The 21,591-nt window shown below is 69.6% G+C and carries 16 protein-coding genes; 6 read left to right on the top strand and 10 right to left on the bottom strand.

Annotation, left to right across the window (positions count from 1 at the left end; translation table 11 throughout):
* Positions 1-1,001: fumarylacetoacetate hydrolase family protein (locus ACPW96_RS07210; protein WP_425882498.1), on the bottom strand; the 1,001-nt coding region annotated here is incomplete at its 3' end.
* Between the two features lie 109 nt (positions 1,002-1,110).
* On the opposite strand from ACPW96_RS07210, the gene ACPW96_RS07205 reads away from it, so the two are divergent.
* On the top strand, positions 1,111-2,493 hold the full coding sequence (locus ACPW96_RS07205) for an MFS transporter (protein ID WP_425882497.1): 1,383 nt from the start codon (positions 1,111-1,113) through the stop codon (positions 2,491-2,493).
* Between the two features lie 20 nt (positions 2,494-2,513).
* Here ACPW96_RS07205 and ACPW96_RS07200 read toward each other — a convergent pair whose 3' ends face one another.
* The 3 genes from ACPW96_RS07200 to ACPW96_RS07190 form a co-directional block, all read right to left on the bottom strand.
* On the bottom strand, positions 2,514-2,870 hold the full coding sequence (locus ACPW96_RS07200; protein WP_425882496.1) for a nuclear transport factor 2 family protein: 357 nt from the start codon (positions 2,868-2,870) through the stop codon (positions 2,514-2,516).
* Positions 2,871-3,186: 316 nt separating this feature from the next.
* Complete coding sequence (locus ACPW96_RS07195; RefSeq protein ID WP_425882495.1) at positions 3,187-4,839, bottom strand: thiamine pyrophosphate-binding protein; 1,653 nt, start codon at positions 4,837-4,839, stop codon at positions 3,187-3,189.
* Between the two features lie 176 nt (positions 4,840-5,015).
* Entirely contained in the window at positions 5,016-5,729 is a 714-nt protein-coding gene (locus ACPW96_RS07190; protein ID WP_425882494.1) for an IclR family transcriptional regulator, read from the bottom strand.
* Positions 5,730-5,871: 142 nt separating this feature from the next.
* Here ACPW96_RS07190 and ACPW96_RS07185 point away from each other — a divergent pair, with 142 nt between their 5' ends.
* The 4 genes from ACPW96_RS07185 to ACPW96_RS07170 all read left to right on the top strand — a co-directional run bounded on the left by ACPW96_RS07185 (position 5,872) and on the right by ACPW96_RS07170 (position 10,337).
* Positions 5,872-7,851, top strand: a complete 1,980-nt coding sequence (locus tag ACPW96_RS07185; RefSeq protein ID WP_425882493.1) for an FAD-dependent monooxygenase — start codon at positions 5,872-5,874, stop codon at positions 7,849-7,851.
* A gap of 45 nt (positions 7,852-7,896) precedes the next feature.
* Complete coding sequence (locus ACPW96_RS07180; protein ID WP_425816929.1) at positions 7,897-8,199, top strand: hypothetical protein; 303 nt, start codon at positions 7,897-7,899, stop codon at positions 8,197-8,199.
* 124 nt (positions 8,200-8,323) lie between these two features.
* The gene (locus tag ACPW96_RS07175) at positions 8,324-9,226 is read left to right on the top strand and encodes a hypothetical protein (RefSeq protein ID WP_425882492.1); all 903 of its coding nucleotides are present in this window, start codon (positions 8,324-8,326) and stop codon (positions 9,224-9,226) included.
* Positions 9,227-9,260: 34 nt separating this feature from the next.
* On the top strand, positions 9,261-10,337 hold the full coding sequence (locus tag ACPW96_RS07170) for a winged helix DNA-binding domain-containing protein (protein ID WP_425882491.1): 1,077 nt from the start codon (positions 9,261-9,263) through the stop codon (positions 10,335-10,337).
* Between the two features lie 7 nt (positions 10,338-10,344).
* Here the strand turns inward: ACPW96_RS07170 and ACPW96_RS07165 are convergent, their stop codons facing one another.
* From ACPW96_RS07165 to ACPW96_RS07155, 3 genes are all read right to left on the bottom strand, one after another.
* Positions 10,345-12,387: a VWA domain-containing protein gene (locus tag ACPW96_RS07165; protein WP_425882490.1), complete on the bottom strand. Its 2,043-nt coding sequence runs from the start codon at positions 12,385-12,387 to the stop codon at positions 10,345-10,347.
* A gap of 39 nt (positions 12,388-12,426) precedes the next feature.
* Positions 12,427-13,818: a sigma 54-interacting transcriptional regulator gene (locus ACPW96_RS07160; RefSeq protein WP_425882489.1), complete on the bottom strand. Its 1,392-nt coding sequence runs from the start codon at positions 13,816-13,818 to the stop codon at positions 12,427-12,429.
* A gap of 96 nt (positions 13,819-13,914) precedes the next feature.
* Positions 13,915-15,357, bottom strand: a complete 1,443-nt coding sequence (locus tag ACPW96_RS07155; protein ID WP_425816939.1) for a helix-turn-helix domain-containing protein — start codon at positions 15,355-15,357, stop codon at positions 13,915-13,917.
* 227 nt (positions 15,358-15,584) lie between these two features.
* Here ACPW96_RS07155 and ACPW96_RS07150 point away from each other — a divergent pair, with 227 nt between their 5' ends.
* A complete protein-coding gene (locus ACPW96_RS07150; RefSeq protein ID WP_425882601.1) occupies positions 15,585-17,369 on the top strand; it encodes a phosphoenolpyruvate carboxykinase (GTP) in 1,785 nt (594 codons plus the stop codon).
* A 206-nt stretch (positions 17,370-17,575) separates the two neighbouring features.
* Here the strand turns inward: ACPW96_RS07150 and ACPW96_RS07145 are convergent, their stop codons facing one another.
* From ACPW96_RS07145 to ACPW96_RS07135, 3 genes are all read right to left on the bottom strand, one after another.
* A complete protein-coding gene (locus ACPW96_RS07145; RefSeq protein WP_425882488.1) occupies positions 17,576-19,525 on the bottom strand; it encodes an ABC transporter ATP-binding protein in 1,950 nt (649 codons plus the stop codon).
* Between the two features lie 26 nt (positions 19,526-19,551).
* Entirely contained in the window at positions 19,552-19,767 is a 216-nt protein-coding gene (locus ACPW96_RS07140) for a hypothetical protein (protein WP_425882487.1), read from the bottom strand.
* Between the two features lie 145 nt (positions 19,768-19,912).
* Complete coding sequence (locus tag ACPW96_RS07135) at positions 19,913-21,406, bottom strand: aldehyde dehydrogenase family protein (protein ID WP_425816947.1); 1,494 nt, start codon at positions 21,404-21,406, stop codon at positions 19,913-19,915.
* Positions 21,407-21,591: the final 185 nt, after the last annotated feature.

Raw genomic sequence — 21,591 nt, 5'->3', positions numbered from 1 at the left:
GGGACCGATTCGCCGGTCGCCGAGCTTGTCGAGGCGTCGTCCTCGTTCTTCGCCCCTTCGACAGGCTCGGGGACCGATTCGCCGGTCGCCGAGCTTGTCGAGGCGTCGTCCTCGTTCTTCGCCCCTTCGACAGGCTCGGGGACCGATTCGCGGGTCGCCGAGCTTGTCGAGGCGTCGTCCTCGTTCTTCGCCCCTTCGACAGGCTCGGGGACCGAGGCTTCTGCGTCGTCCGCGGGGAGGCCGGCGGCCGCGCGGGAGCCCCACGCCTCGGCCCGCTGGTCGTCGTCGATCCGGGGCGGGGCGCTGTAGTCGGGAAGCGCCTCCGTCCCCTCCACGATCGGCGTGCGCAGCCGGCCCGAGGAGGCGCCTTCGGGCACGTCGACCTCCACCTCGACGACATCGCCGGGTTGCACGACGGACGCCCCCGCGGGCGTCCCGGTGAGGATCACGTCCCCCGGCTCGAGCGTCAGCAGCTGCGAGAGGTCGGCGACCAGAAGGGGGAGGGGGAAGAGGAGCGTCGCCGTCCAGTCCTCCTGAACGAGTTCGCCGTTCACCCACGTGCGCAGCCGCAGCGACGCCGGATCGACGGTGCGGGCGTCGATCAGCTCGGGGCCCACGGGGGTGAACCCGTCGCCGCCCTTCGACCGGAGGTTCGACCCCTTGTCGGCCCATCGGAGGTCATAGACCCCGAAGTCGTTGGATGCGGTGACGTGCGACACGTGCCCCCACGCGTGCTCCGGCTCGATGCGGCGCGCTGCGCTGCCGATCACGAGGGCGATCTCGCCCTCGAAGGCGAGCAGCTCGGTCCCGGCCGGCCTCTCGACGGGCGATCCGCTGACTGAGAGGGAGGTCGACGGCTTCAGGAAGTACGACGGCTGCTCTGGAGTGCGGCCTCGCTGCGCGGCTCGCGACGGGTAGTTGATGTGCACCGCGATCACCTTGCCGGGGCGCATCGGGAGCGCGCCGAATCCAGCGGCCGCGGCATCCGTCGTTCTCTTCATGAGCTCCCTCGCCCTTGCGTGATATTCGAAATCATATATTATCGTGTTCACCTCGGCAACCCCTCGCCATCCCACCGGCCGAAGGCAATCCCCGACATTGGAGTCACACATGTCCGCAGAGTCGCCGACAGGGTTCACGCCCACGGGAACGATCGCCACCTCCACCGACCGACGCCGCGTCGTCTTCGCGACCGTCGTCGGCACCACTGTGGAGTGGTACGACTTCTTCATCTACGCCTCGGCCGCCGGCCTCGTGTTCGGCCAGCTGTTCTTCGCGCCGCTCGGTGCGGACGCCGCGATCCTGCTCTCGTTCGCGACGGTGGGCGTCAGCTTCCTGTTCCGCCCGCTCGGCGCGTTCCTCGCCGGCCACTTCGGCGACAAGTACGGCCGCCGCGTCGTGCTCATGTGGACCCTCATCCTGATGGGTGCCGCCACCGCCGCCGTCGGCCTGCTGCCGACATACGAGGCCATCGGCATCGCCGCCCCGATCCTGCTGATCCTGCTCCGCATCCTGCAAGGCATCTCGGCCGGTGGCGAGTGGGGCGGCGCGGTGCTGATGGCCGTGGAACACGCGCCCAAGACCAAGCGAGGGCTGTTCGGCGCCTCTCCGCAGATCGGGGTCCCGCTCGGCCTGCTGCTCGCGAGCGGCATCATGGCGATCATGACCGTGCTGGCCCCCGGCGACGCGTTCCTCGCCTGGGGCTGGCGCGTGCCGTTCCTGCTCTCGGTCTTCCTGATCCTCATCGGGTACTACGTGCGTCGCCGTGTCGAGGAGAGCCCGGTGTTCGTCGAGCTCGCCGAGCGCAAGGAGCAGACGCGGATGCCGATCATCCAGCTGTTCAAGCGCCACGCGCTCCTCGTGCTGATCGCCGCGCTCGTCTTCGCCGGCAACAACGCCGTCGGCTACATGACGACCGGCGGCTACATCCAGAACTACTCGACGAACCCCGACGGGCCGCTCGGCCTCGAGCGCGGGCCCGTGCTCTGGGCGGTCGCCGGCTCTGCCGTCACCTGGCTGCTCTCGACGTTCTTCGCCGGATGGATCTCCGACCGCATCGGTCGCCGGACGACCTACATCATCGGCTGGATCCTGCAGCTGCTGGGTGTCTTCCTGCTGTTCCCGCTGGTCAACACGGGCGAGATCGGGATGCTGTTCCTCGGCCTCGCCATCCTCACGATCGGTCTGGGTTTCACCTACGGTCCGCAGGCGGCGCTGTACTCGGAGCTGTTCCCGGCATCCATCCGCTTCTCGGGCGTCTCGATCTCGTACGCCATCGGAGCGATCCTGGGTGGAGCCTTCGCGCCGACGATCGCCACGGCCCTCGTGCAGGCGACGGGTTCGACGGAGTCGGTGACGTGGTACCTCGCCGGGATGACGCTGCTCGGCCTGTCCGCGACGCTGCTGCTGCGGGACCGCAGCGGCATCCCGCTCGGGCCCGACAGCGAGACGGAACAGACCAAGAGCCCGGTGTACGGGCTCGCGAGGGCCTAGCGGGTGTGCCGCGCCGATCGTCACGGCGTCGGCGGGGCTCCCAGTCCGTAGCAGCGCATCGCCGTGATCAAGCCGCCGTCGATGTCGTATGCGACGCAGTAGTGGATGCGTTCGTCCGCTCGTGAACGTCCGGCCGAACAATCGCCCTCCAGGTAGGAGTGGTCGTCGGCGACGACGAAGTTCAGGGTCTGCATGTCGGTCAATCGCGCGTGCAGCGTGACAACGTAGTTCCGGACGGTCTGCGGCCCGCGCACGATTTCTCCCGTGTCGGCGACGAGCCACGTGACATCCGCGGCGTAGCACCGCGCGAAGTCTCCTTCGGAGCCCATGAGCGTGAAGTAGCGATCCATCGTCTGCTTCGTCTGTTCGGTGCTCATGCGGCCCCTCCCACGCTGACGAGGTGCGGCGCAACGGATCGTCCCGCTGCGGCGTCCCCTCGCTCTGCAGTATCCCGCCCTGGACGTGTGTCCGCCAGGGACCGGGCGCGGCCCAACTGTTCTCTCAACGGCTGTTCACGTCTGCGCGAACCCAAGCCCAGACTTGAGGGCCACGGGGAGTCCCCAAGTCTGCGCGAACCTCAGCGCAGACTTGAGTACGCGAATCGAGAACAGCTGCGCCCCCGCGACACGCCGAGCGCCCTCCCATACCCGAGCGAGCGACCGGTCCCCCTCCGAGCCCAGAGGGGCCGGCGCGCTACGAGTTCACGCGAATGATCTCCTGCTGGTACGGCGCGATCACGGTGCCGGAGATCCGGAGGTCAAGGAGCAGGAACGGGCGATCGGATGCCGGCTGCCGGGCCCACTCCGCGAGTCGTTCGAGGTCATCGAGCGTCCGTACGACGACCCCCTCGGCGCCGAAGCCCCGGGCGAGCGCCGCGAAGTCCACCTCCGGAATGAGCATCGGCGCCTCGGCCAGGCCCTTCAGGCCGTACAGGTTCACCTCGGCCCCGTAGGCGGCGTCGTTCCACACCACCGCGAGCCCCCGTCCGCGGGCGACCCGCACCGCCGACTCGAGGTCGGCGAGCGCCATGAGCCCACCGCCGTCGCCGGTGGTCAGCACGATCGTCGCCTCGCGCCGCGCGAGGGCCGCCCCGGCGACGCTCGGGAATCCGAGTCCGATCGACTGGAACGCCGTGCCGACCATCATCATGCGGTCGGGGGAGGCGACCGGCCAGTACATGTTCGCCCAGCCGATGAAGTGACCGCCGTCCGAGACGACGACGCGGTCCTCCGGCAGCAGCTCGGCGATCCGCGCGGCCGCGGAGCGGGGGTCGAGGCGTCCGTCGGCGGCCAGGTGCTCGCCCGGCTCGCAGACCCGAAGGGATGCCGCATCCACCCTCTCGCGCCAGCCACTCGGAGCTGCGCCGAGCGCCCCGAGCTCCTCGGTGATCGCGCGAGCCACGACGGCGGCATCGCCGCGGATGAAGCCGCCCACGTGCGGGTGCGTGGCGGCTGGGGCGAGATCCACCTGGAAGACGCGCGTACCCGGGGCGAACAGCGCACCGAATCGCATTGTGAACTGATTGAGGGATGCGCCGAACACGACGGCGACGTCGGACTGCCCGATGAGCTGCATCGCCCCTTCGGCGCCGAATCCGCCGGTCACGCCGAGGTCGGACTCCGGACGCGGGAAGATGCCGCGGCCGAGCGCGGTCGACGCGGTCACCGCTCCCGTCGCATCGGCGAGGTGGCCGAGCGCCTCTCCGGCGCCGGCGATCCAGGCGCCGCGGCCGGCGAGAAGCAACGGCCGCTTCGCGCCGGCCAGCGCACGGGCGACATCCCGCACCGCCTGCTCGGCGAACGGCCCGCGCGGAGCGGTGGGCCCGGGGAGTCGCGGCTCCGGCGCGTCGGGCACCGGACCCGCCTCGAGCGCGGCGACGTCGTAGGGGATCGCGAGCACGGTGGGCACGCGGTAGGTCAGTGCGTGCTCGATCGCGATGACCGTGGTGGCGGCGGCATCCGCGCGCCCCACGGTGTAGGTGCGGGCGCCCACCGCGGACGCCATCGCGATCTGGTCGACGTCCCACGGCCGCGGGCCGGACGTCGGCTCGTCGCCCACGACGAGCACGAGGGGGACGTGCGCCTGGACGGCCTCCGCAAGGGCGGTCAGCGTGTTCGTGAAGCCGGCTCCGTAGGTCGCGGTCGCCGCCGCGAGCCCGCCACCTGCGCGGTGATAGGCGTCGGCCGCGACGACGCCGCCGGCCTCGTGGCGCACGGCGGTATAGCCGACGTCGGTGGAACGCTCGAGCGCATCGAGGAAGTAGGCGTTGCCGTTCCCCATGACGCCGAAGACGTGGTCGATATGGCGGGCGAGGGTGGCGGCGACGTGCGCGGAGACGGTGGGCATGGGACTCCTCGAGACGAGAACGGAAGGACGGGATCCGTATGTGTCTCGCGCGCCTCGTTGGCGGCTGCGTGCCCATTTTCCGAGCACCGGCGAACTGCGGCCGGACGTCGCGAGTTTACCCTCGCCCGATCGGACGCCGCCACTCGCGAAGAAGCAAACTCTTGATCGGGGCGAGCTCAACCGCCGAGGGCGTCGCGGATGAGGTCCGCGGAACGCCGGAGGCGAGCGGCGATCTGACTCGGCTCATGGGCGCTCGCCACATACACCACGGCGATCGCCGACGGGCGACGCCCGTGCACGACGAGCGGCACCGACACCGAGCGGAGGCTCGGGATCACCTCGTCGTGGCTGATCGCGAAGCCGCGGAGCGCGGCATCCGTGACCTCTTCACGCAGCTGTGGGGACACCTCCGGCGGCCAGGACGAAGGCGGCAGCACGGAGAGGATCGCCTTGCCGGGAGCTCCGACGGTGACCGGATGCCGGGTCCCCGGTCGCTGCGCCACCGAGGCGACCGCGTGCCGGGGTTCGACGCTGACGAGCGTGACGCACTCGTCGTGGTCGAGCACGACGAGGAAGCACGTCAGGCCGAGCTCGTTCGCCACGGCCGTGAGCTCTGGCAGCGCCTCCGCCTGAAGGTCGTGTGCCACCCCGGCCGCGAGGGCGGCCATCCGGGCGCCGAGCTGGATGCGACCCGCGCCGTCGCGCACGGCGAGTCCGTGGTCTTCGAGCGTGCGCAGCAGTCGGTAGGCCACCGATCGATGCACGGCCAGGCGCCGGGCGATCTCGTCGATGGACAGAGGCTCCCGAGCGTCGGCGAGGATCTCCAGAATCCGGATGCCGCGGCTGAGGGTCTGCGACGGCGGACCCGTGGCAGCGGCATCCGTCATCATGGTGTCTCCCCTTGCCGATGTCCCAGGCGAACGTATACGATCTGTTCAGAAGTGGAACGTCGCGTTCGAATATAGAACACGTGATCCCGCGCCACAAGCCCCGCACCGCAGGCCTCGACATCGCCGTCCGAGGAGGACATCCATGCAGTTCCACCACCACGGATACGTCTCGGGCGAGCCCCGCATCCAGGACGCGGCCGGCTCCGGGATCGATCGGCCCGTCGACCTCCCCGACGAGATGGACGTGCTCATCGTCGGGTCCGGCCCCGCCGGCATGCTGCTCGCGGCGCAGATGTCGCAGTTCCCGGACGTCACGACCCGCATCATCGAGCGCCGCGACGGCCGCCTCGTGCTCGGGCAGGCCGACGGCATCCAGCCACGCAGCGTCGAGACGTTCCAGGCCTTCGGCTTCGCCGAACGGATCGTCGCCGAGGCCTACAACATCGCGTACATGAACTTCTGGGGCCCGGACCCGGAGAACCCGCGGAACATCGTGCGCACGACGCGCACCGAGGACTACGCCTTCAAGATCAGCGAGTTCCCGCACCTGATCGTCAATCAGGCGCGCGTGCTGGACTACTTCGCGGAGGCGGCGGCCCACGGGCCGGGGCGCATCGTCCCCGACTACGGGGTCGAGTTCCTTGGCCTGACCGTCCTAGACGGCGGCGACTCGAACGGCGGCGATCATCCCGTCGAGGTGCGCGTGCGGCACACCACCGGCGACCGCGCGGGTGAGGAGCGGACCCTTCGCGCGAAGTACGTCGTGGGCAGCGACGGCGCCCGCAGCCGTGTGCGGGAGGCGATCGGGCGCACGCACGTCGGCGACTTCTCCGCTCACGCCTGGGGCGTCATGGACGTGCTCGTCAACACGGACTTCCCGGATTGGCGCACCAAGTGCGCGATCAATTCCGTCGCGGGCAACATCCTGCACATCCCGCGCGAGGGCGGCTACCTCAGCCGGATGTACATCGATCTGGGCGAGGTCGCACCGGACGATCATCACCGGGTGCGCAAGACGCCTATCGAAGAGATCATCCGCAGGGCGAACGAGATTCTGCACCCCTACTCGATCGATGTGAAGCAGGTTGCCTGGCACAGCGTCTACGAGGTCGGCCACCGCGTGACCGACAAGTTCGACGACGTCCCCGTCGACGAGGCGCGCGCTCCCCGGGTGTTCCTCACCGGCGACGCGTGCCACACGCACAGCGCGAAGGCCGGGCAGGGGATGAACGTGTCGATGCAGGACGGCTTCAACCTGGGTTGGAAGCTCGGCCACGTGCTGACCGGTCTCAGCCCCGAGTCGCTGCTGGCTTCCTACTCCGCGGAGCGGCAGCCGGTCGCCCAGCAGCTGATCGACTTCGACCGCGAGTGGTCCTCGCTCATGGCTCGCAAGCCCGAAGAGATCTCCGACCCGCAGGACCTCGCGAACTACTACCTGGCCACCGCGGAGTTCCCCTCCGGATTCATGACCCGGTACGGTTCATCGGGCATCGTGGGCGATTCCTCTCACCAGGCGCTCGCGGCCGGCTTTCCTCTCGGCAAGCGGTTCAAGTCCGTCGAGGTGGTGCGGGTCTGCGACGGCAACGTCGTGCACCTCGGTCATCACGCCAAGGCGGATGGACGCTGGCGCGTCTATGCTTTCGCGGACACCGCGGCCGGGGCCTTCGCGGACACCGCGGCCGGAGCGTACGCCGATGCGCCGTCCGCCGGTGCGCCCTCGGCGCTGTCGTCCTGGGCGGAGTGGATGGCCTCGCCGGAGTCGCCGATCACCCGTTACACGCCGGCCGGTGCCGACACCGACGCCGTGTTCGACGTGAAGGCGATCTATCAGCAGCGCTTCGAGGACATCGACATCGCGCGGGTTCCCCCGCTCTTCCTCCCGAAGACCGGACCGCTCGGCCTCACAGACTGGGAGAAGGTCTACGCGGCGGCACCGAGCGCGTGGAGCAGCGCCGACATCTTCGCGGAGCGCGAGCTCTCGCGCGACGGCGTCGTCGTCGTGGTGCGCCCCGATCAGTATGTCGCGGCGGTGCTGCCGCTGACCGCGACGGCCGCGCTCGCGTCGTTCTTCCAGCGCTTCCTGGTTCCGCAGGGGGCGCCCGTCCTGGCCGCAGGCGCCTGAGGGCCGAGCCGCCGGCCAGCTCGCGGTGCGTGAAAGGATGCTCGGGTGAAGACGATCCAGTTGCGCAGATACACGCTCGTCCCCGGTGAGTACGACGCCTTCGTGGCGTGGTGGCAGGAGTGGATGCCCCGGGTGCGACCAGCCGCCGGTTTCACGATCGATTTCGCCTACGGGCTGCGCGAGACCGACGAGTTCGTCTGGGCGGTCAGCGCCGACGGCGACCAGGACGCCTTCCTCGAACTCGAGCGCACGTACATGGCGTCCGACGAGCGCGCGAAGGCCTTCGACGGCGTGCCGCAGCGGATCGCGGAGTACAACATCCGCTTCGTGGACGACGTCTTCGCGTAGGGCAGGGCCGTCCGCGGTGCGCAACGTGATCGTGAGCGGATGACCCCACAACCTCCGACGGGGTTGACCGGAAACTGATCCTGCATGAAGATCGGGGTAATCGCGCCTGGCCCATAGGAGGACCATGATCCCCGAGTTCCATGGCGACGCGGACGGTCCACCTCGGAGCGCACAGATCACCCGGCGGACGATGCTTCTCGGAACAGTTGCCGGGGCAGTCGGAGCCGTCGGCGGCACCTCGGCCGCCTCTGCCGCCGACTATTCCAGGGTGGGACGGCTGCCCGGCGAGGTGAGCCGTGCCGCCACAAAGTACACGGCGGCGGGCAATGCCTATGAGTCCATCGATGTCGCGTCCGGCGGCGACAAGGCGCGACTGTTCGTCCCGTGGACTGCGCCACCATCCAAGCCCGGCACGACCGTGGTCTGGTTCTACCACTCCAACGGCGGCGACCGTACGGCACTCACCCACGTGTACGGCTATCCGGCGGCATTGCTCGTGGACCGCGGCATCGTATCGATATGCCCTGACTACGGCGGCACCTTGTGGACCAGCCAACCGGCAATCGACCATCAAGCACGCTGGGCATCATGGATGTCCGCAACATTCTCGGTGGCGCGCGCGTACAGCCGTTCCAACTCTGGTGGAGGACCTCTGATGTGTTGGGCGTATGGACAGAACATGATCCCTAGACTCCGCGGTATCTACCTGGTCAACTCCGCATACGACATGAGCGACCTGTACTCCCGCGACCCGATACGCATCGCACCTGTGTACGGCTACAGCAGAACAACGATGGAGAGGACAAATCCGGCACGCCTTTCCTCCACGTCGTGGACGGCGAAGCGCATCAGAGTCGTCGTTTCAATGGCGGATGCGATCGTGCCGCCCGCGCGGCACGGCACGGCGCTGATCAATAAGGCAGCCCCGGTGGCCACATCGACCAGCGCGCGCTGGCACGAGCTGGGTCACAAGGAACCCAGCTGGGCCACGACCGACATGCTGACCACATTCCAATCCTGGGCTTAGGTCGGTCCGCCGGCACCTCGGGCATGATGAACCCGTGACACCCGCCCGTCTCCGAGCGCTTCGCCTGCGGCACCACCGGCTGTCCGCCCCCGCGCGTACGCTCACGGATGCGGCGTCGCACATGACGGCCACGCAGGGCCAGGAGTTCTGGGGCGGTCGCCTCGCGCTCGCCGCGCGCACGGCCGGCGCACCGACCATGGCCGACGTCGACGCGGCCTTCGACCGCGGCGAGCTGGTCCGCTCGTGGACGATGCGCGGCACGTTGCACATCGTCGCGGCCGGCGACCTCGCGTGGATCCTGAGCGTGACGGGTGACCGGATGCTGCGCTCGGCGCGCAAGCGGCACGCCGACCTCGGCCTCGACGCCGACGTGATGGCCCGCGCCGAACGCACGCTGGTCGGCGCGCTGCGCGGTGGAGATGCGCTTTCGCGAGCGGAAGCCTTCGAGGCGCTCGCCGCGGGTGGCGTGGATCCGTCCGGCCAGCGCGGCTACCACATCCTCTTCGCGCTGTCGGCGCGCACGATCCTCTGCTGGGGACCGGTGGTCGGAAGACCGGGGAAGACGACCCGCGAGCAGCGGGTGGTGCTCATCGACGAATGGATCGCCGAGCACGCGCGGCCGGCCGACCCGCTCGTGGAGTTCTTCGTCCGCTACGTGCAGAGCCACGGCCCCGCAAGCCCCGCCGACTTCGCGTGGTGGGCGGGCCTGCCGGTCGGCATGGCGCGGCGGGCGCTGGACGGCGCCGGCGATCGCGTCGCTCCCGTCGAGGTGGGCGGCGAGACGCTGTACGTCTCCGCCGCTCCGGCGCGCAGGAATCCGAAGGCCCCGAGAGCCTTCGTCCTTCCGCCGTTCGAGGAGTACTTCATCTCCTACGCCGACCGCACCCGGGTGTGCTCACCCGAACTGCTCTCGGCGATCGGCCCCGGCATCAACGGGATCGTGAGGCCGGTGATCGTCGCAGATGGCGAGATCGTCGGAACCTGGGCCACCCCCAAGGTCACCGACATCCCCGGATCACTTCCGCCGGCGACGCTGTTCGCGCGTGACGCCGTTTCAGAGGAGGACCTCACCGCGGCGCTTGCGCGTTACGCAGCCTTCGCGTCATCCTGATTCCCCGTCACCACCAGGATCTGCCGCGGAGCATCTCCCCGAAGTCGTCGGGTGAATCGTGCCCGCTGTGGCGGGAGCCCAGGTAGCTCTCCACGACCGCGCGTCCGAGGTCGTCGAGCTCCGGCGCGACCACCTGGCCACCGGCCCGACGCGCGAGCGCATCCATGAACCGCGCGAGGCCGGGGTCATCCCCCAACCGGAAGAAGGTCGTCTGTGCGCCGAGGCGCTGCACCGTGTCGAGCTCGCTCACGGTGACGGCTATCGTTCGGGGATCGGGCGGGTAGGCGAAGTGCACCCGGCCGTTCGGGTCGAGGTGCGCCGTCGGCTCGCCGTCGGTGACGATGAGCAGCACGGGCTGCGCGGTCGGGTTGCGCCGGAAGTGCCGCTGCGCGAGCAGAAGGGCGTGGTGGAGGTTCGTTCCCTTGTCCCAGACGGAATCCTTCGCCGTCAGCTGCTCGATGTCGATGACTTCCGCGTGGCGGGCGAATGCGATCAGCTGCAGGCTGTCACCGCGGAAACGGCTGGAGATCAGGTGATGCAGCGCCAGGGCGGTGCGCTTCATCGGCACCCATCGCCCGTCCAGCTCCATCGAGAAGGACGTGTCGACGAGGAGGGCCACCGCCGCCTGGGTGCGTTCCTCGGTCTCGACCACCTCGACGTCGCGGGTCTCGAGCCGCACACCGGCCGATGCATCCCTGCCGTCGGAGACCGTTCTGAGCACGGCATTCGACACGGTGCGGGGGATGTCCCACGCCTCGGTGTCGCCGAACGCCCACTCTCGCGTCGATCCGGTGCGGTCGCCGGCCGCACCGGCGTTGCGCGTCTCCCGGCGACCGGTTCGCCCGGACTGGCGCGTGGCGATGTCGCGCAGCAGCGCACGGCCGAGCTGGCGCATCGCGCGAGGGGTGAGCCGCAGCGCGCCGTCGGACGCCCGGTGCAGCATCCCGGTGTCCATCAGCTCCTGCTCGAGGTCCCGCAGGGTGCGTGCGCTGACGCCGGCATCCTCACCGACGAGACGTGCCAGCGCATCGACGTCGATGTCGTCCATGCGGGCGCCGGGATAGGACTGGCTCAATTGATCCGTCAGCGAGTCGAGGTCGGCGAGATCCTGCATGATCCCGGTCGCCTCGCCCAGCCCGGTCGGCTGGTCGCCCGAAAAGGATGCCGACCCGCTCCAGTCTTCGCCGGGTCTCAGCGAGCGAAGGTTCTCGTCCAACCGCGACAGCGACTGCATGAGATCGGGCGACCCGAACGCCTGGGCGGCGAGATCCATCAGCTCGTCCCGCTGCTCGGGAGTCATGGAGTTGAGCATCCGCTGGGCCGCGGCGGAACGCTCGGCGAGGGTGTCGAGCAGCTCATCGAGACTCTGAGGGTTCTCAGGGAACTGGTCGCCGTGCTTCCGCATGAACTCGTCGAAGTCCTCGGCCGTGTCGTCTCCGAGCCGACGCTTCTCGAGCAGGTCGTTCAGGTCGTTCAGCATGTCGCGGATCGCCTGGCGGTCGGCGTCCGTCGCGCCCTCGAGAGCGCTCTTCATGCCGGCGAACCGCTGGTCGAGCAGCTCGCGACCGAGCAGCTCTTTGATGCGCTCGTAGTCGGCGCGTGCCGCCGGGCTCTGCCACTCGTAGTCGGCCAGGTCGTTCACGGCGGCGGCGGTGCTCGCCGGCAGGTTCTCGAGCCGCATCTCGGCGAAGGACCGGGCGTCGTCATCCATGTCCACATCGCGGACGAGGTGCTTCCGCTCTTCGAGCACCGCGCGGTCGAGGAGCTGACGGACCTCCTCGAGCGTGCCGTCGAGCCGATGCCGGCGCGTCAGTTCTCTCCGCCGCTCGCGCACTCGTCGCGCCAGGTCATCGAGACCCAGCTGGTCGCGGGTACCGCGGCGAAGGTACTCGCGCATCGCGCGTTCGGCGGACGTGCCCGACATGACATCCAGCCCGATCGCCTCCAGCGCCTCCTGCACGGGGACGGGCGGAGCGAGCGGATCCGGCCCGCCGGCGTACCTCCCGTACCGGTTGGTGTGCGCGGGCGCGCGGTGGAATCCGCGGACCATCAGCGGCCCTTCGACAGGCTCAGGCACCGGGGGTGCGGCTCAGCCATACACGGTCTCCCCGTCTGCGCTGTCCTTGCTGATCCGGCGCTCGAGGTAGAGCGCCTCGAGCAGGAGTTCGAGCGCGCCCGCACGCTCTCCCGGCGTCTGCGCGCCGAGCCGCTCGGCCACCTGGTCGTACAGATCCGACTCCCCCAGCACCGGCATCGCGGTGAGAACGTCGGCCGCGGGCACCTGCTCCCCGGTCATCACGGTCGCGCCGTCGTGCAGCGCATCGACGAGTGCGCCGGCGTCGATGCCCCGCAGATGCCTCCGGGCGGTCTCAGCGACCGCCGTGCGCAGCAGATGTTCCAGGATGACGCGCTCGCGGCCCTCCTCGCCGGTCTCGAACTCGATCTTGCCCCCGAGCACGTCCACGGCGGTCTCGAGGTCGACGGGACGCGCCACCCCGACCTCCTCATGCTGACGCGTCGCGCGGTGCAGCGCCGCCGCCGCGATCGTCTCTGCCCCGGCGATGGCGAATCGCGCCGACACTCCGGCGCGCTGGTCGACGGCATCCGACTCGCGAAGGTTGCGGGTGAACCGCGCCAGCACCTCGAGCAGGTGCGCCGGGACCGCCGCGACGAGCTCCGCCTCCTGGCGGATGACCGCGACCTCCTCCTCGATCGTCTGCGGGTAGTGCGTGCGGATCTCGGCGCCGAAGCGGTCCTGCAGCGGCGTGATGATGCGACCCCGGTTGGTGTAGTCCTCGGGGTTGGCGGTGGCCACGACGAGCACATCGAGGTTGAGGCGCAGCACGTAGCCGCGGATCTGGATGTCGCGCTCCTCCATCACGTTCAGCAGCGACACCTGGATGCGCTCGGCGAGATCGGGCAATTCGTTGATGGCGACGATGCCGCGGTGACTGCGCGGGACGAGTCCGTAGTGGATCGTCTCCGGGTCGCCGAGCGAGCGGCCCTCCGCGACCCTGATCGGGTCGACGTCGCCGATCAGGTCGGCCACCGACGTGTCGGGGGTGGCGAGCTTCTCGACATAGCGCTCCGAGCGATGGCGCCAGACAACGGGAAGGTCGTCACCGAGCTCGGACGCATGCCGAAGGGATGCCGGCGTGATCGGATGGAACGGATGCTCGCCCAGCTCTGATCCGTCGATGACCGGGGACCATTCGTCGAGCAGACCCGCCAGGCTGCGCAGCAGCCGCGTCTTGCCCTGACCGCGCTCGCCGAGCAGCACGACGTCGTGTCCGGCGAGGAGGGCGCGTTCCAGCTGAGGGATGACCGTGGCGTCGAAGCCGTGGATGCCGGGCCACGGGTCACGCCCGTCGGCCAGCGCCGACAAGAGGTTCTCGCGCAGTTCGACGCGCAGCGGCCGATAGGTGTGCCCCGATGCGCGCAGCTGCCCCGTCGTGGCGATCGCGGATGGCGAAGATGTCATGACGAGAGGGTAGGTCGCCTTCGAGGGCATCGGGGCCGGATGCCGCAATTTCGTTCAGCGCGGGCGCCGCGGGGAGCAGGTCCGTGCGACCCGACATCACCCCTCGGCATGCCGGTCGAGGAACGCGTACACCTCGTTGTCGTCGACACCGGGGAACGCTCCCCTCGGCAGCGGCGAGAACATGTGCGTGTGCACACGGGCGCTCGGCCAGGCCTTGCCTCTCCAGCGGCCCGCCACATCCTGCGGGGGCCGCCGGCAGCACGACTCGTCGGGGCAGGTGGACGCGGCGCGCGTCGCCGTCTCGCGGCCTCGGAACCATCGCGCGTCGTCGAAGGGCACGCCGATCGTGATGGAGAACTCGCCGGCATCCGTCGCCCCCGTCTGCGTCGAGCACCAGAAGGTGCCGGCCGGGGTGTCGGTGTACTGGTAGTGCTCCGTCGTGCGGTTCTGCCGCGCGAAGGCGCTGCGCGCGGAGAAGCGCCGGCAGACGATCTGTCCCTCGATCGAGCCGGTCACATCCATCGGCAGGGGAAGGTCGTCGTTCTCGTACACGCGCATCAGCGCCCCGGTGCCGTCGACGCGAAGGAAGTGCAGGCGGATGCCGAAGTGGTGCGTGAGCAGGTTGGTCAGGCGCATGGCCGCGGCCTCGTGCGTGACGCCGAAGGCATCGCGGAAGTCCTCGACGGCGAGGTCGCGGTCCTTCTTCGCCTGCGTGAGGAACGCCACCGAGGGCGTCTCGGGCATGAGGCAGCAGGCGGCGTAGTAGTTGATCTCCAGCCGCTGCTGCAGGAAGTCGGCGTAGTCGCTGGGGCGGGTGTGCCCGAGCAGCCGGTGCGCCATCGCCTGCAGCGCCATCGAGCGAAGACCATGACCGCCGGGGATGGAGGCGGGCGGAAGGTAGATGCGACCGTGCTCGAGGTCGGTGATGGAACGCGTGGAGTGGGGGAGGTCACTGGCGTAGATCAGCTCGAAGCCCAGCTGCTCCGCCATGATGCTGACGGTGCGGTGCGTCAGGGCGCCGGAGACGTGCCCGGCCGCTTTCAGCTGCTTCTCGGCGAGCTTCTCGATCTCGGGCAGGTAGTTGCCGCGTTCGCGCATCCGCAACCGCAGTTCGGTGTTCGCGCGCCTCGCCTCTTCCGGCGTAGCGATCGCCTCGCGTTCCCGGCGCTGCAGTTCTCGGTGCAGACCGAGCAGCGACTCGAGCGTCTCGTCGGTCATCCCCTTGCTGACCCGCACCGGCGGCACGCCCAGCTGGCGGAAGACATGGCTCGCCTGCGCGCGCTCCAATTCGATCTCCAGTGCGGCGCGGCGGTTGGGCGGCTCGCCGGAGATGAGGTCCGAGACCTCCGTGCCCGTCGCCTGTGCGATCGCCTGCAGCAGCGAGAGCTTCGGCTCGCGCTTGCCGTTCTCGATGAGGGAGAGCTGGCTGCCGGCGATGCCGACGACGGCGCCGAGTTCGTCGAGCGTGAGGCGGCTGGCCAGGCGGTGATGGCGGATGCGGTGGCCCAGTGTCGCGAGCTCGATCCCGGTGGACGTCATTCCTTGAGCATATCGAAAGAATACTGCTTCTTTCGATCGAATTTCACCGAAACATCGCCGCCAGGCTTTCAGAATGGATGCAGACCCCTTGTTCTACGAATTCAGTCTCACTACTCAGAGGAGCGACAATGGCACTCGCGGAAACCTTCACGGCCCGGCGTCCCAGTCCGGCCCCCGTTCCGGCGGCGCGCGTGTACGGCCGGCGGCCCGGCTTCGTCGGCAGGGGGATGGACGATCTCGTCGCCTGGGTCGATGAGATCGCCGCGCTGACCCAGCCCGCGAACATCCACTGGATCGATGGCAGCCGCGCCGAGAACGACGCGCTCCTTCGTCAGCTCGTCGACGAGGACAAGCTGATCAAGCTCAACCCCGAGTGGCGTCCCGGCTCCTACCTCGCCCGCTCCCACCCGAGCGACGTGGCTCGCACGGAGGGGCGCACCTACATCGCCTCCGAGCGCGAGGAGGACGCCGGTCCCACGAACAACTGGGCCGACCCCGCCGAGATGCGCGCCACGATGACCTCCATCTTCGACGGCAGCATGCGCGGGCGCACGATGTACGTCGTTCCGTTCTCGTTGGGCCCCGTCGGCGGCCCCCTCTCGCACATCGGCGTGCAGGTCACCGACAGCGCGTACGCGGTGACCTCCATCGGCATCATGACCCGCGTCGGCGATGAGGTCACGAAGCTCATCGCGGATGGCCGGCCGTGGGTCAAGACGGTCCACTCGGTTGGCGCGCCGCTGGCGGAGGGCGAGGCGGATGTCGCGTGGCCGTGCAACGACGAGAAGTACATCGTGCACTACCCCGACTCGCTCGAGGTGTGGTCGTTCGGCTCCGGGTACGGCGGCAACGCCATCCTCGCGAAGAAGTGCTTCGCCCTGCGCATAGCCTCGGTGATCGGCCGCGACGAGGGCTGGCTCGCCGAGCACATGCTGCTCATCCGGGTCATCGACCCCCAGGGCAGGGCCTACCACGTGGCGGCCGCGTTCCCCTCGGCGTGCGGCAAGACGAACCTCGCGATGCTGCGCCCGACGATCCCCGGCTGGCGAGTCGAGACGCTCGGCGACGACATCGCCTGGATCCGCCCGGGCGAGGACGGTCGCCTGTGGGCGATCAACCCGGAAGCCGGCTTCTTCGGCGTCGCTCCGGGCACGGGGGAGTCGACGAACGTCACTGCGGTCGAGACCCTCTGGGGCAACACGATCTTCACGAACGTCGCGCTCCGGCCCGACGGCGACGTCTGGTGGGAGGGACTCACCGACGAGGCCCCCTCACACCTGACCGACTGGGAGGGCAACCCGTGGACGCCCGACCAGGACCGCCCCGCCGCGCACCCGAACTCCCGCTTCACGGTGGGGGCGGTCCAGTGCCCGCAGATCGCGGCGGACTGGGATGCGCCGCAGGGCGTTCCCCTCGACGTGATCCTCTTCGGCGGACGCCGGGCGACCAACGTGCCTCTCGTGGTCGAGGCGACCGACTGGACGCACGGCGTCTTCCTCGGCTCGACCATCTCGTCGGAGCGCACGGCAGCCGCCGAGGGTCTCGTCGGCGAACTGCGCCGCGACCCGTTCGCGATGCTGCCCTTCTGCGGCTACAACATGGCGGACTACTTCGGGCACTGGCTGAAGGTCGGCGGCGGTCTGCGGTTCGATCGTGCGCCTCGCATCTTCCAGGTCAATTGGTTCCGCAAGGGATCGGACGGCCGGTTCCTGTGGCCCGGGTTCGGCGACAACGCCCGCGTGGTCGACTGGATCATCCGCCGCATCAAGGGCGAGGTGGGCACGATCGACAGCCCCATCGGCCGGCTGCCGAAGCCCGAGGACCTCAACCTGGACGGCATCGAGGTGCCGCAGGAGGACCTCGACGAGCTGTTCGCCGTCGACCCCGAGTCGTGGCTGCACGAGGCCGACCTGACCCAGGAGTTCTACGACTCCTTCGGCGGTCGGGTCCCCGCGGCGCTGCAGTCTGAGCTCTCGGCGCTCCGCTACCGCCTCAAGGCCGCGCAGCACTGACTCCTCGCCCGGCCCTGCCGAGGGGACGCAATCTGCTGCTTCGCCTCCGGCTCAGCAGCAGATCGCGTCCTTTCGCGCTCCGAAGGCTCCGGCTGCACCAGCACCTGGTGCCTCGCCCGGCCATGCCGAGGGGACGCAACCTGCTGCAGCGCGGGAGGCGCAGCAGCAGATCGCGTCCTTTCGCGACCGTCGGGTTGGCGCGCGCGTCAGACCAGCAGCTGGTGCCTCGCGAGGTCGCGGTAGAGCGGCGTCGACTCCACCAGCTCCGAGTGCGTTCCCTGGCCGACCACCCGGCCGCGGTCGAGCACGACGATGCGGTCGCTGTCCACGACGGTCGAGAGGCGGTGGGCGATCACGATCAGCGTCCGCCCTGCGGCGACGGCGTCGATGGCGTCGCGCATCCGCTGCTCGTTGACGCCATCCAGCGACGAGGTCGACTCGTCGAGCAGCAGGATCGGGGGAGCGGCGAGCAGGGCCCGGGCGATGGCGAGGCGCTGGCGCTCTCCGCCCGAGAGCATCACGCCGGCCTCGCCGACCGGAGCGTCGAGCCCGAGGGGATTGCGCTCGAGCACCTCGGTGAGGTTCACCGCGTGCAGCACGCGCTCGCACTCGAAGTCGGTCGCATCCGGTGACCCCAGCCGCAGGTTGTCGCCGATCGTCCCGGCCAGAGTCGGGGCATCCTGTTCGACGTAGCCGAACTGCGCACGCAGCTCTTCGCGATCCAGAGAGCGGATGTCGCGGCCGCCGAGCAGCACCTGCCCGCCGGTCGGGTCGTAGAACCGCTCGATGAGGGACAGGATCGTGCTCTTGCCGGCACCGCTCGGCCCGACGAGCGCGACCCGGGTGCCCCGCGGGACTTCGAAGGACACCCCGCGCAGCACGTCCCGATCGGTGAAGTTCGATTCGCCGTCCACCTCCTCGACGGCGCGGTCGAGATGAACCTGCTCGAGGACGGTGCGAGCCTCTGCGGCCGCCGCCTCGCGGGCGGCCACCACCGCCTCCGGGTAGCGGAAGCGCACGTCGCGGAACGCGATCGCCGGCGCCGCGGCATCCGACAACTCACTCGCGGAAGGCGCCTGATCCGCATCCGGTCCTTCACCCCGGCGAAGGCGCGAGACCGACACCGCATCTCCTTCGGTCTCGGTGGGCAGATCGAGCATCTCCTGGATGCGGCCGAGCGCACCCAGCGCCTGGTTCACGGAGGTGATCGCACCGAAGGTCGACCCGAGCGGCGCGATCAGCATGAACAGGAACATGATGAAGGTCACGAGAGCGGCGATCGTGATGGCACCCGACGCGACGCGGAACCCGCCGACGCCCAGCACGACCAGCAGGGAGAGCTGCAGCGCCACGCCGGCGATGGGCACGACGAGGGCCGACACCTTGGCGATGCGCACCCCGACGTCGTAGGCCTGGGTCGCGAGCCCGCTGACCGACGCGACCTCGCGGTCCGTCGCACCGGCGGCGCGCACCGTGCGGATCGATCCGACGGCCCGTTCGACGCCCGACGCGAGCTCGCCCACCTTCTCCTGCTGCTCGGTCGAGGCCGTGCGGATGCGGCCGCTCAGCAGCGAGACCACGGCGACGGAAACGCCGATGACGACGATGATCAGCCCGAGCAGCACGGGGTCGATGATCGCCATCGCGATGAGGGCGCCGACCAGGATGAGCGCGTTCCCGACCGAGTCCGCGAGCCCCTGGGTCAGAACGGCGTAGAGGAGCGTCGTGTCGGTCCCGACGCGCGACACGAGATCCCCGGTGCGGCGCGCATCGAATTCGCTGATCGGAAGGTGCAGGATGCGGGCGATGAGCTTGCGCCGGGAGGAGTAGACGACGGCCGTGCCCGTGCGCTGCAGCAGGTAGTGCTGGTAGCCGGAGAGCAGTGACGACGCGATGACCAGGGCTATCAGGACGGCCACCAGCGAACCGAGGGCCTGCTCGCGCTGCACCCGATCGATCACCATGCCGACGACGAGCGGCTGCGCGAGGGTCGCGATCGCGCCCAGCACGCTCAGCACGCCGATGACCACGAGCACGCGCTTGTGCTCGAAGAGGAACGGCAGCAGCTGCCGGAAGGTGGCGCGTGGCCCCTCCGGCGCTTTGCGGCCGCGGCGGCGCGGCGTTGCTTCGGGCTTGGCGGGGGCGTCGACGGACACGGTTGCACCTCGGGGTTGTTCGGGGGTCATCTTCGACCGTACTTCTTGTGGACGGCCTGCCGGGTCACGCCCAGCGCCGCGGCGATGGCCTGCCAGGAGTAGCCCTGGAGGCGCGCGCGACGAATCTGAACCTCTTCGGCCTGGGCCAGCTCCCGCCGGACGGCGGCGAGGCGGTGCAGTTCCGCGATCGGAGCGTCCTCCGGGGCCGCCCCGATCAGGGTGCGGATGTCGTCGCCGCTCACGCGGGGCTCCTTCCCGGGTGCCTCGCTCGAGACATCCGGGTGTCAACGTTAGTTGACGCCTTGCGCCGATGTCAACTCTTGTTGACAGAACGTGGAGATGCCCGGTCCTCGAGGGGGACCGGGCATCTCCGCACACGCGACCGGATCAGTGCGCCATGGCCGCCAGCGCCTCGGGGTCGATCGTCGCGATGGAGCGCGTGTCCTGGAACGCCCGGATGCCCTCGATGCCCTGCTCGCGCCCGATACCCGACTGCTTCATGCCGCCGAACGGGGCGCGGAGGTCCAGCCGGGTCGCTCCGTGGTCGTTGACCCACACGTAGCCGCACACGAGCTGCGATCCCACGCGCGACGCGGAACCGGGGTCGGCGGTCCAGACGGACCCGCAGAGCCCGCCCCACGTGTCGTTCGCGAGACGCACCGCTTCCTCCTCGGAGTCGAACGGGAGGATCGGGATGACCGGCCCGAACTGCTCCTGCGTCACGACGCGGAGCGCAGGGTCCGGGTCCACGACGATCGCGGGCCGCAGGAAGTTGCCGCCGGCGAGGTCGCCGGCCGGCAGCTCGCCGAACTCGCGGACGTCGGCTCCCGCATCCTTCGCCTCCTGGATGATCTCCTCGACGAACGCCTTCTGCGCGGGCGAGTGCAAGGGGCCCATGGTGGTCTCCGCGTCGAGGCCGTGCCCGAGCTTCGCCCGCTCGAGCCGCGCGGTGAGCCCCGCCACGAGTTCGTCGAGCCGCGAGCGGTGCACGAACACGCGCTTGGCGTTCATGCAGATCTGGCCCGTCGTGTCGTAGACCGCCGCGAACAGCCGGTCCAGATGCGTGTCGTCGAGGATCGCGTCGTCGAGGAAGACCGCCGCGTCGTTGCCACCCAGCTCGAGCGTGACGCGGGTGAGCGTCTTCGACGCCATCTCCATGATGCGCTTGCCGCCGTTGACGCTGCCCGTGAAGCACACCTTCGCGATGTCAGTGTTCTGGATGAGCCCGGTCATGTTCTCGTCCTTGCCCGTCACGACGTTCAGCACGCCGGGCGGAAGCTTCTCGGCGACGCGCTGCACCACGCGGGTGGTGGCGAGGGGCGCCGACGGCGGCGGCTTGACGATCGCCGTGTTGCCGGCGAGAAGGGCGTGCGGCAGCGACGCGCCGAGGATCGCGATCGGCCAGTTGAACGGCACGATCACCGTAACCACGCCGAGGGGCTGGTAGGCGACCTCGGTGCGCACCGGGATGCCGGGGGCAGGCTCGAGCACCTTGCCGGTGTCGACCTCGTCGGCCAGCATGAGCGCGAGCTGCCAGCGGATGTCGAACACCAGGGCATCGATCCAGCCCTCGAGGCGGACCTTGCCGTTCTCCTGCGACAGGATGGCGGCGTCCTCGTCGCGATCATCGGCGATCCCGGCGATCGCCTCCGCCATCTTGGCGGCGCGCTCCTGCGCGCTCAGAGCCGACCATGCAGGGAAGGCCGCCTTGGCGGCGGCGACGGCATCCTCGACATCTCTCGGTGACGCGGATGCCGCGTGGCCGACGACGACGCCAGGTCTGGCGGGGTCGGGAATCTCCAGTGTGTCCTGCGTGTGGCGCTCCTCGCCCCCGATGTACAGCCCGGTTCGAACAGGCGCTTGCGTGACTGTGTCCGACATCGATCGATCCACCTCTCTGACGGCGTGCTCGGGTGCGACGCCCGCATCTAGCGTGCGCTCGCCGGTCGCGGAGCGCAAGATTGCCGACAAGATCTGCGCGCATTTCGTCTGCAATCCTGCGCGCGCGGCCACTACTCTCTTGAGACAGGGCGCACATGCGCTCCGGGATGTCATCACGAGAGGTC

The sequence above is a fragment of the Micromonospora sp. DT81.3 genome (genome assembly GCF_049847225.1).
GTDB lineage: Bacteria > Actinomycetota > Actinomycetes > Actinomycetales > Microbacteriaceae > Microbacterium.
Note: the sequence above shows the minus strand (reverse complement) of the source record. Positions and strands in the feature narration are given on the sequence as shown.

What these genes read in the sequence shown, in the direction of transcription:
- ACPW96_RS07205 (WP_425882497.1), top strand. Translation starts at nt 1,111, where the DNA reads ATGTCCGCAGAGTCGCCGACAGGGTTCACGCCCACGGGAACGATCGCC.
- ACPW96_RS07200 (WP_425882496.1), bottom strand. Translation starts at nt 2,870, where the DNA reads ATGAGCACCGAACAGACGAAGCAGACGATGGATCGCTACTTCACGCTC.
- ACPW96_RS07195 (WP_425882495.1), bottom strand. Translation starts at nt 4,839, where the DNA reads ATGCCCACCGTCTCCGCGCACGTCGCCGCCACCCTCGCCCGCCATATC.
- ACPW96_RS07190 (WP_425882494.1), bottom strand. Translation starts at nt 5,729, where the DNA reads ATGATGACGGATGCCGCTGCCACGGGTCCGCCGTCGCAGACCCTCAGC.
- ACPW96_RS07185 (WP_425882493.1), top strand. Translation starts at nt 5,872, where the DNA reads ATGCAGTTCCACCACCACGGATACGTCTCGGGCGAGCCCCGCATCCAG.
- ACPW96_RS07175 (WP_425882492.1), top strand. Translation starts at nt 8,324, where the DNA reads ATGATCCCCGAGTTCCATGGCGACGCGGACGGTCCACCTCGGAGCGCA.
- ACPW96_RS07165 (WP_425882490.1), bottom strand. Translation starts at nt 12,387, where the DNA reads ATGGTCCGCGGATTCCACCGCGCGCCCGCGCACACCAACCGGTACGGG.
- ACPW96_RS07160 (WP_425882489.1), bottom strand. Translation starts at nt 13,818, where the DNA reads ATGACATCTTCGCCATCCGCGATCGCCACGACGGGGCAGCTGCGCGCA.
- ACPW96_RS07155 (WP_425816939.1), bottom strand. Translation starts at nt 15,357, where the DNA reads ATGACGTCCACCGGGATCGAGCTCGCGACACTGGGCCACCGCATCCGC.
- ACPW96_RS07150 (WP_425882601.1), top strand. Translation starts at nt 15,585, where the DNA reads ATGGACGATCTCGTCGCCTGGGTCGATGAGATCGCCGCGCTGACCCAG.
- ACPW96_RS07135 (WP_425816947.1), bottom strand. Translation starts at nt 21,406, where the DNA reads ATGTCGGACACAGTCACGCAAGCGCCTGTTCGAACCGGGCTGTACATC.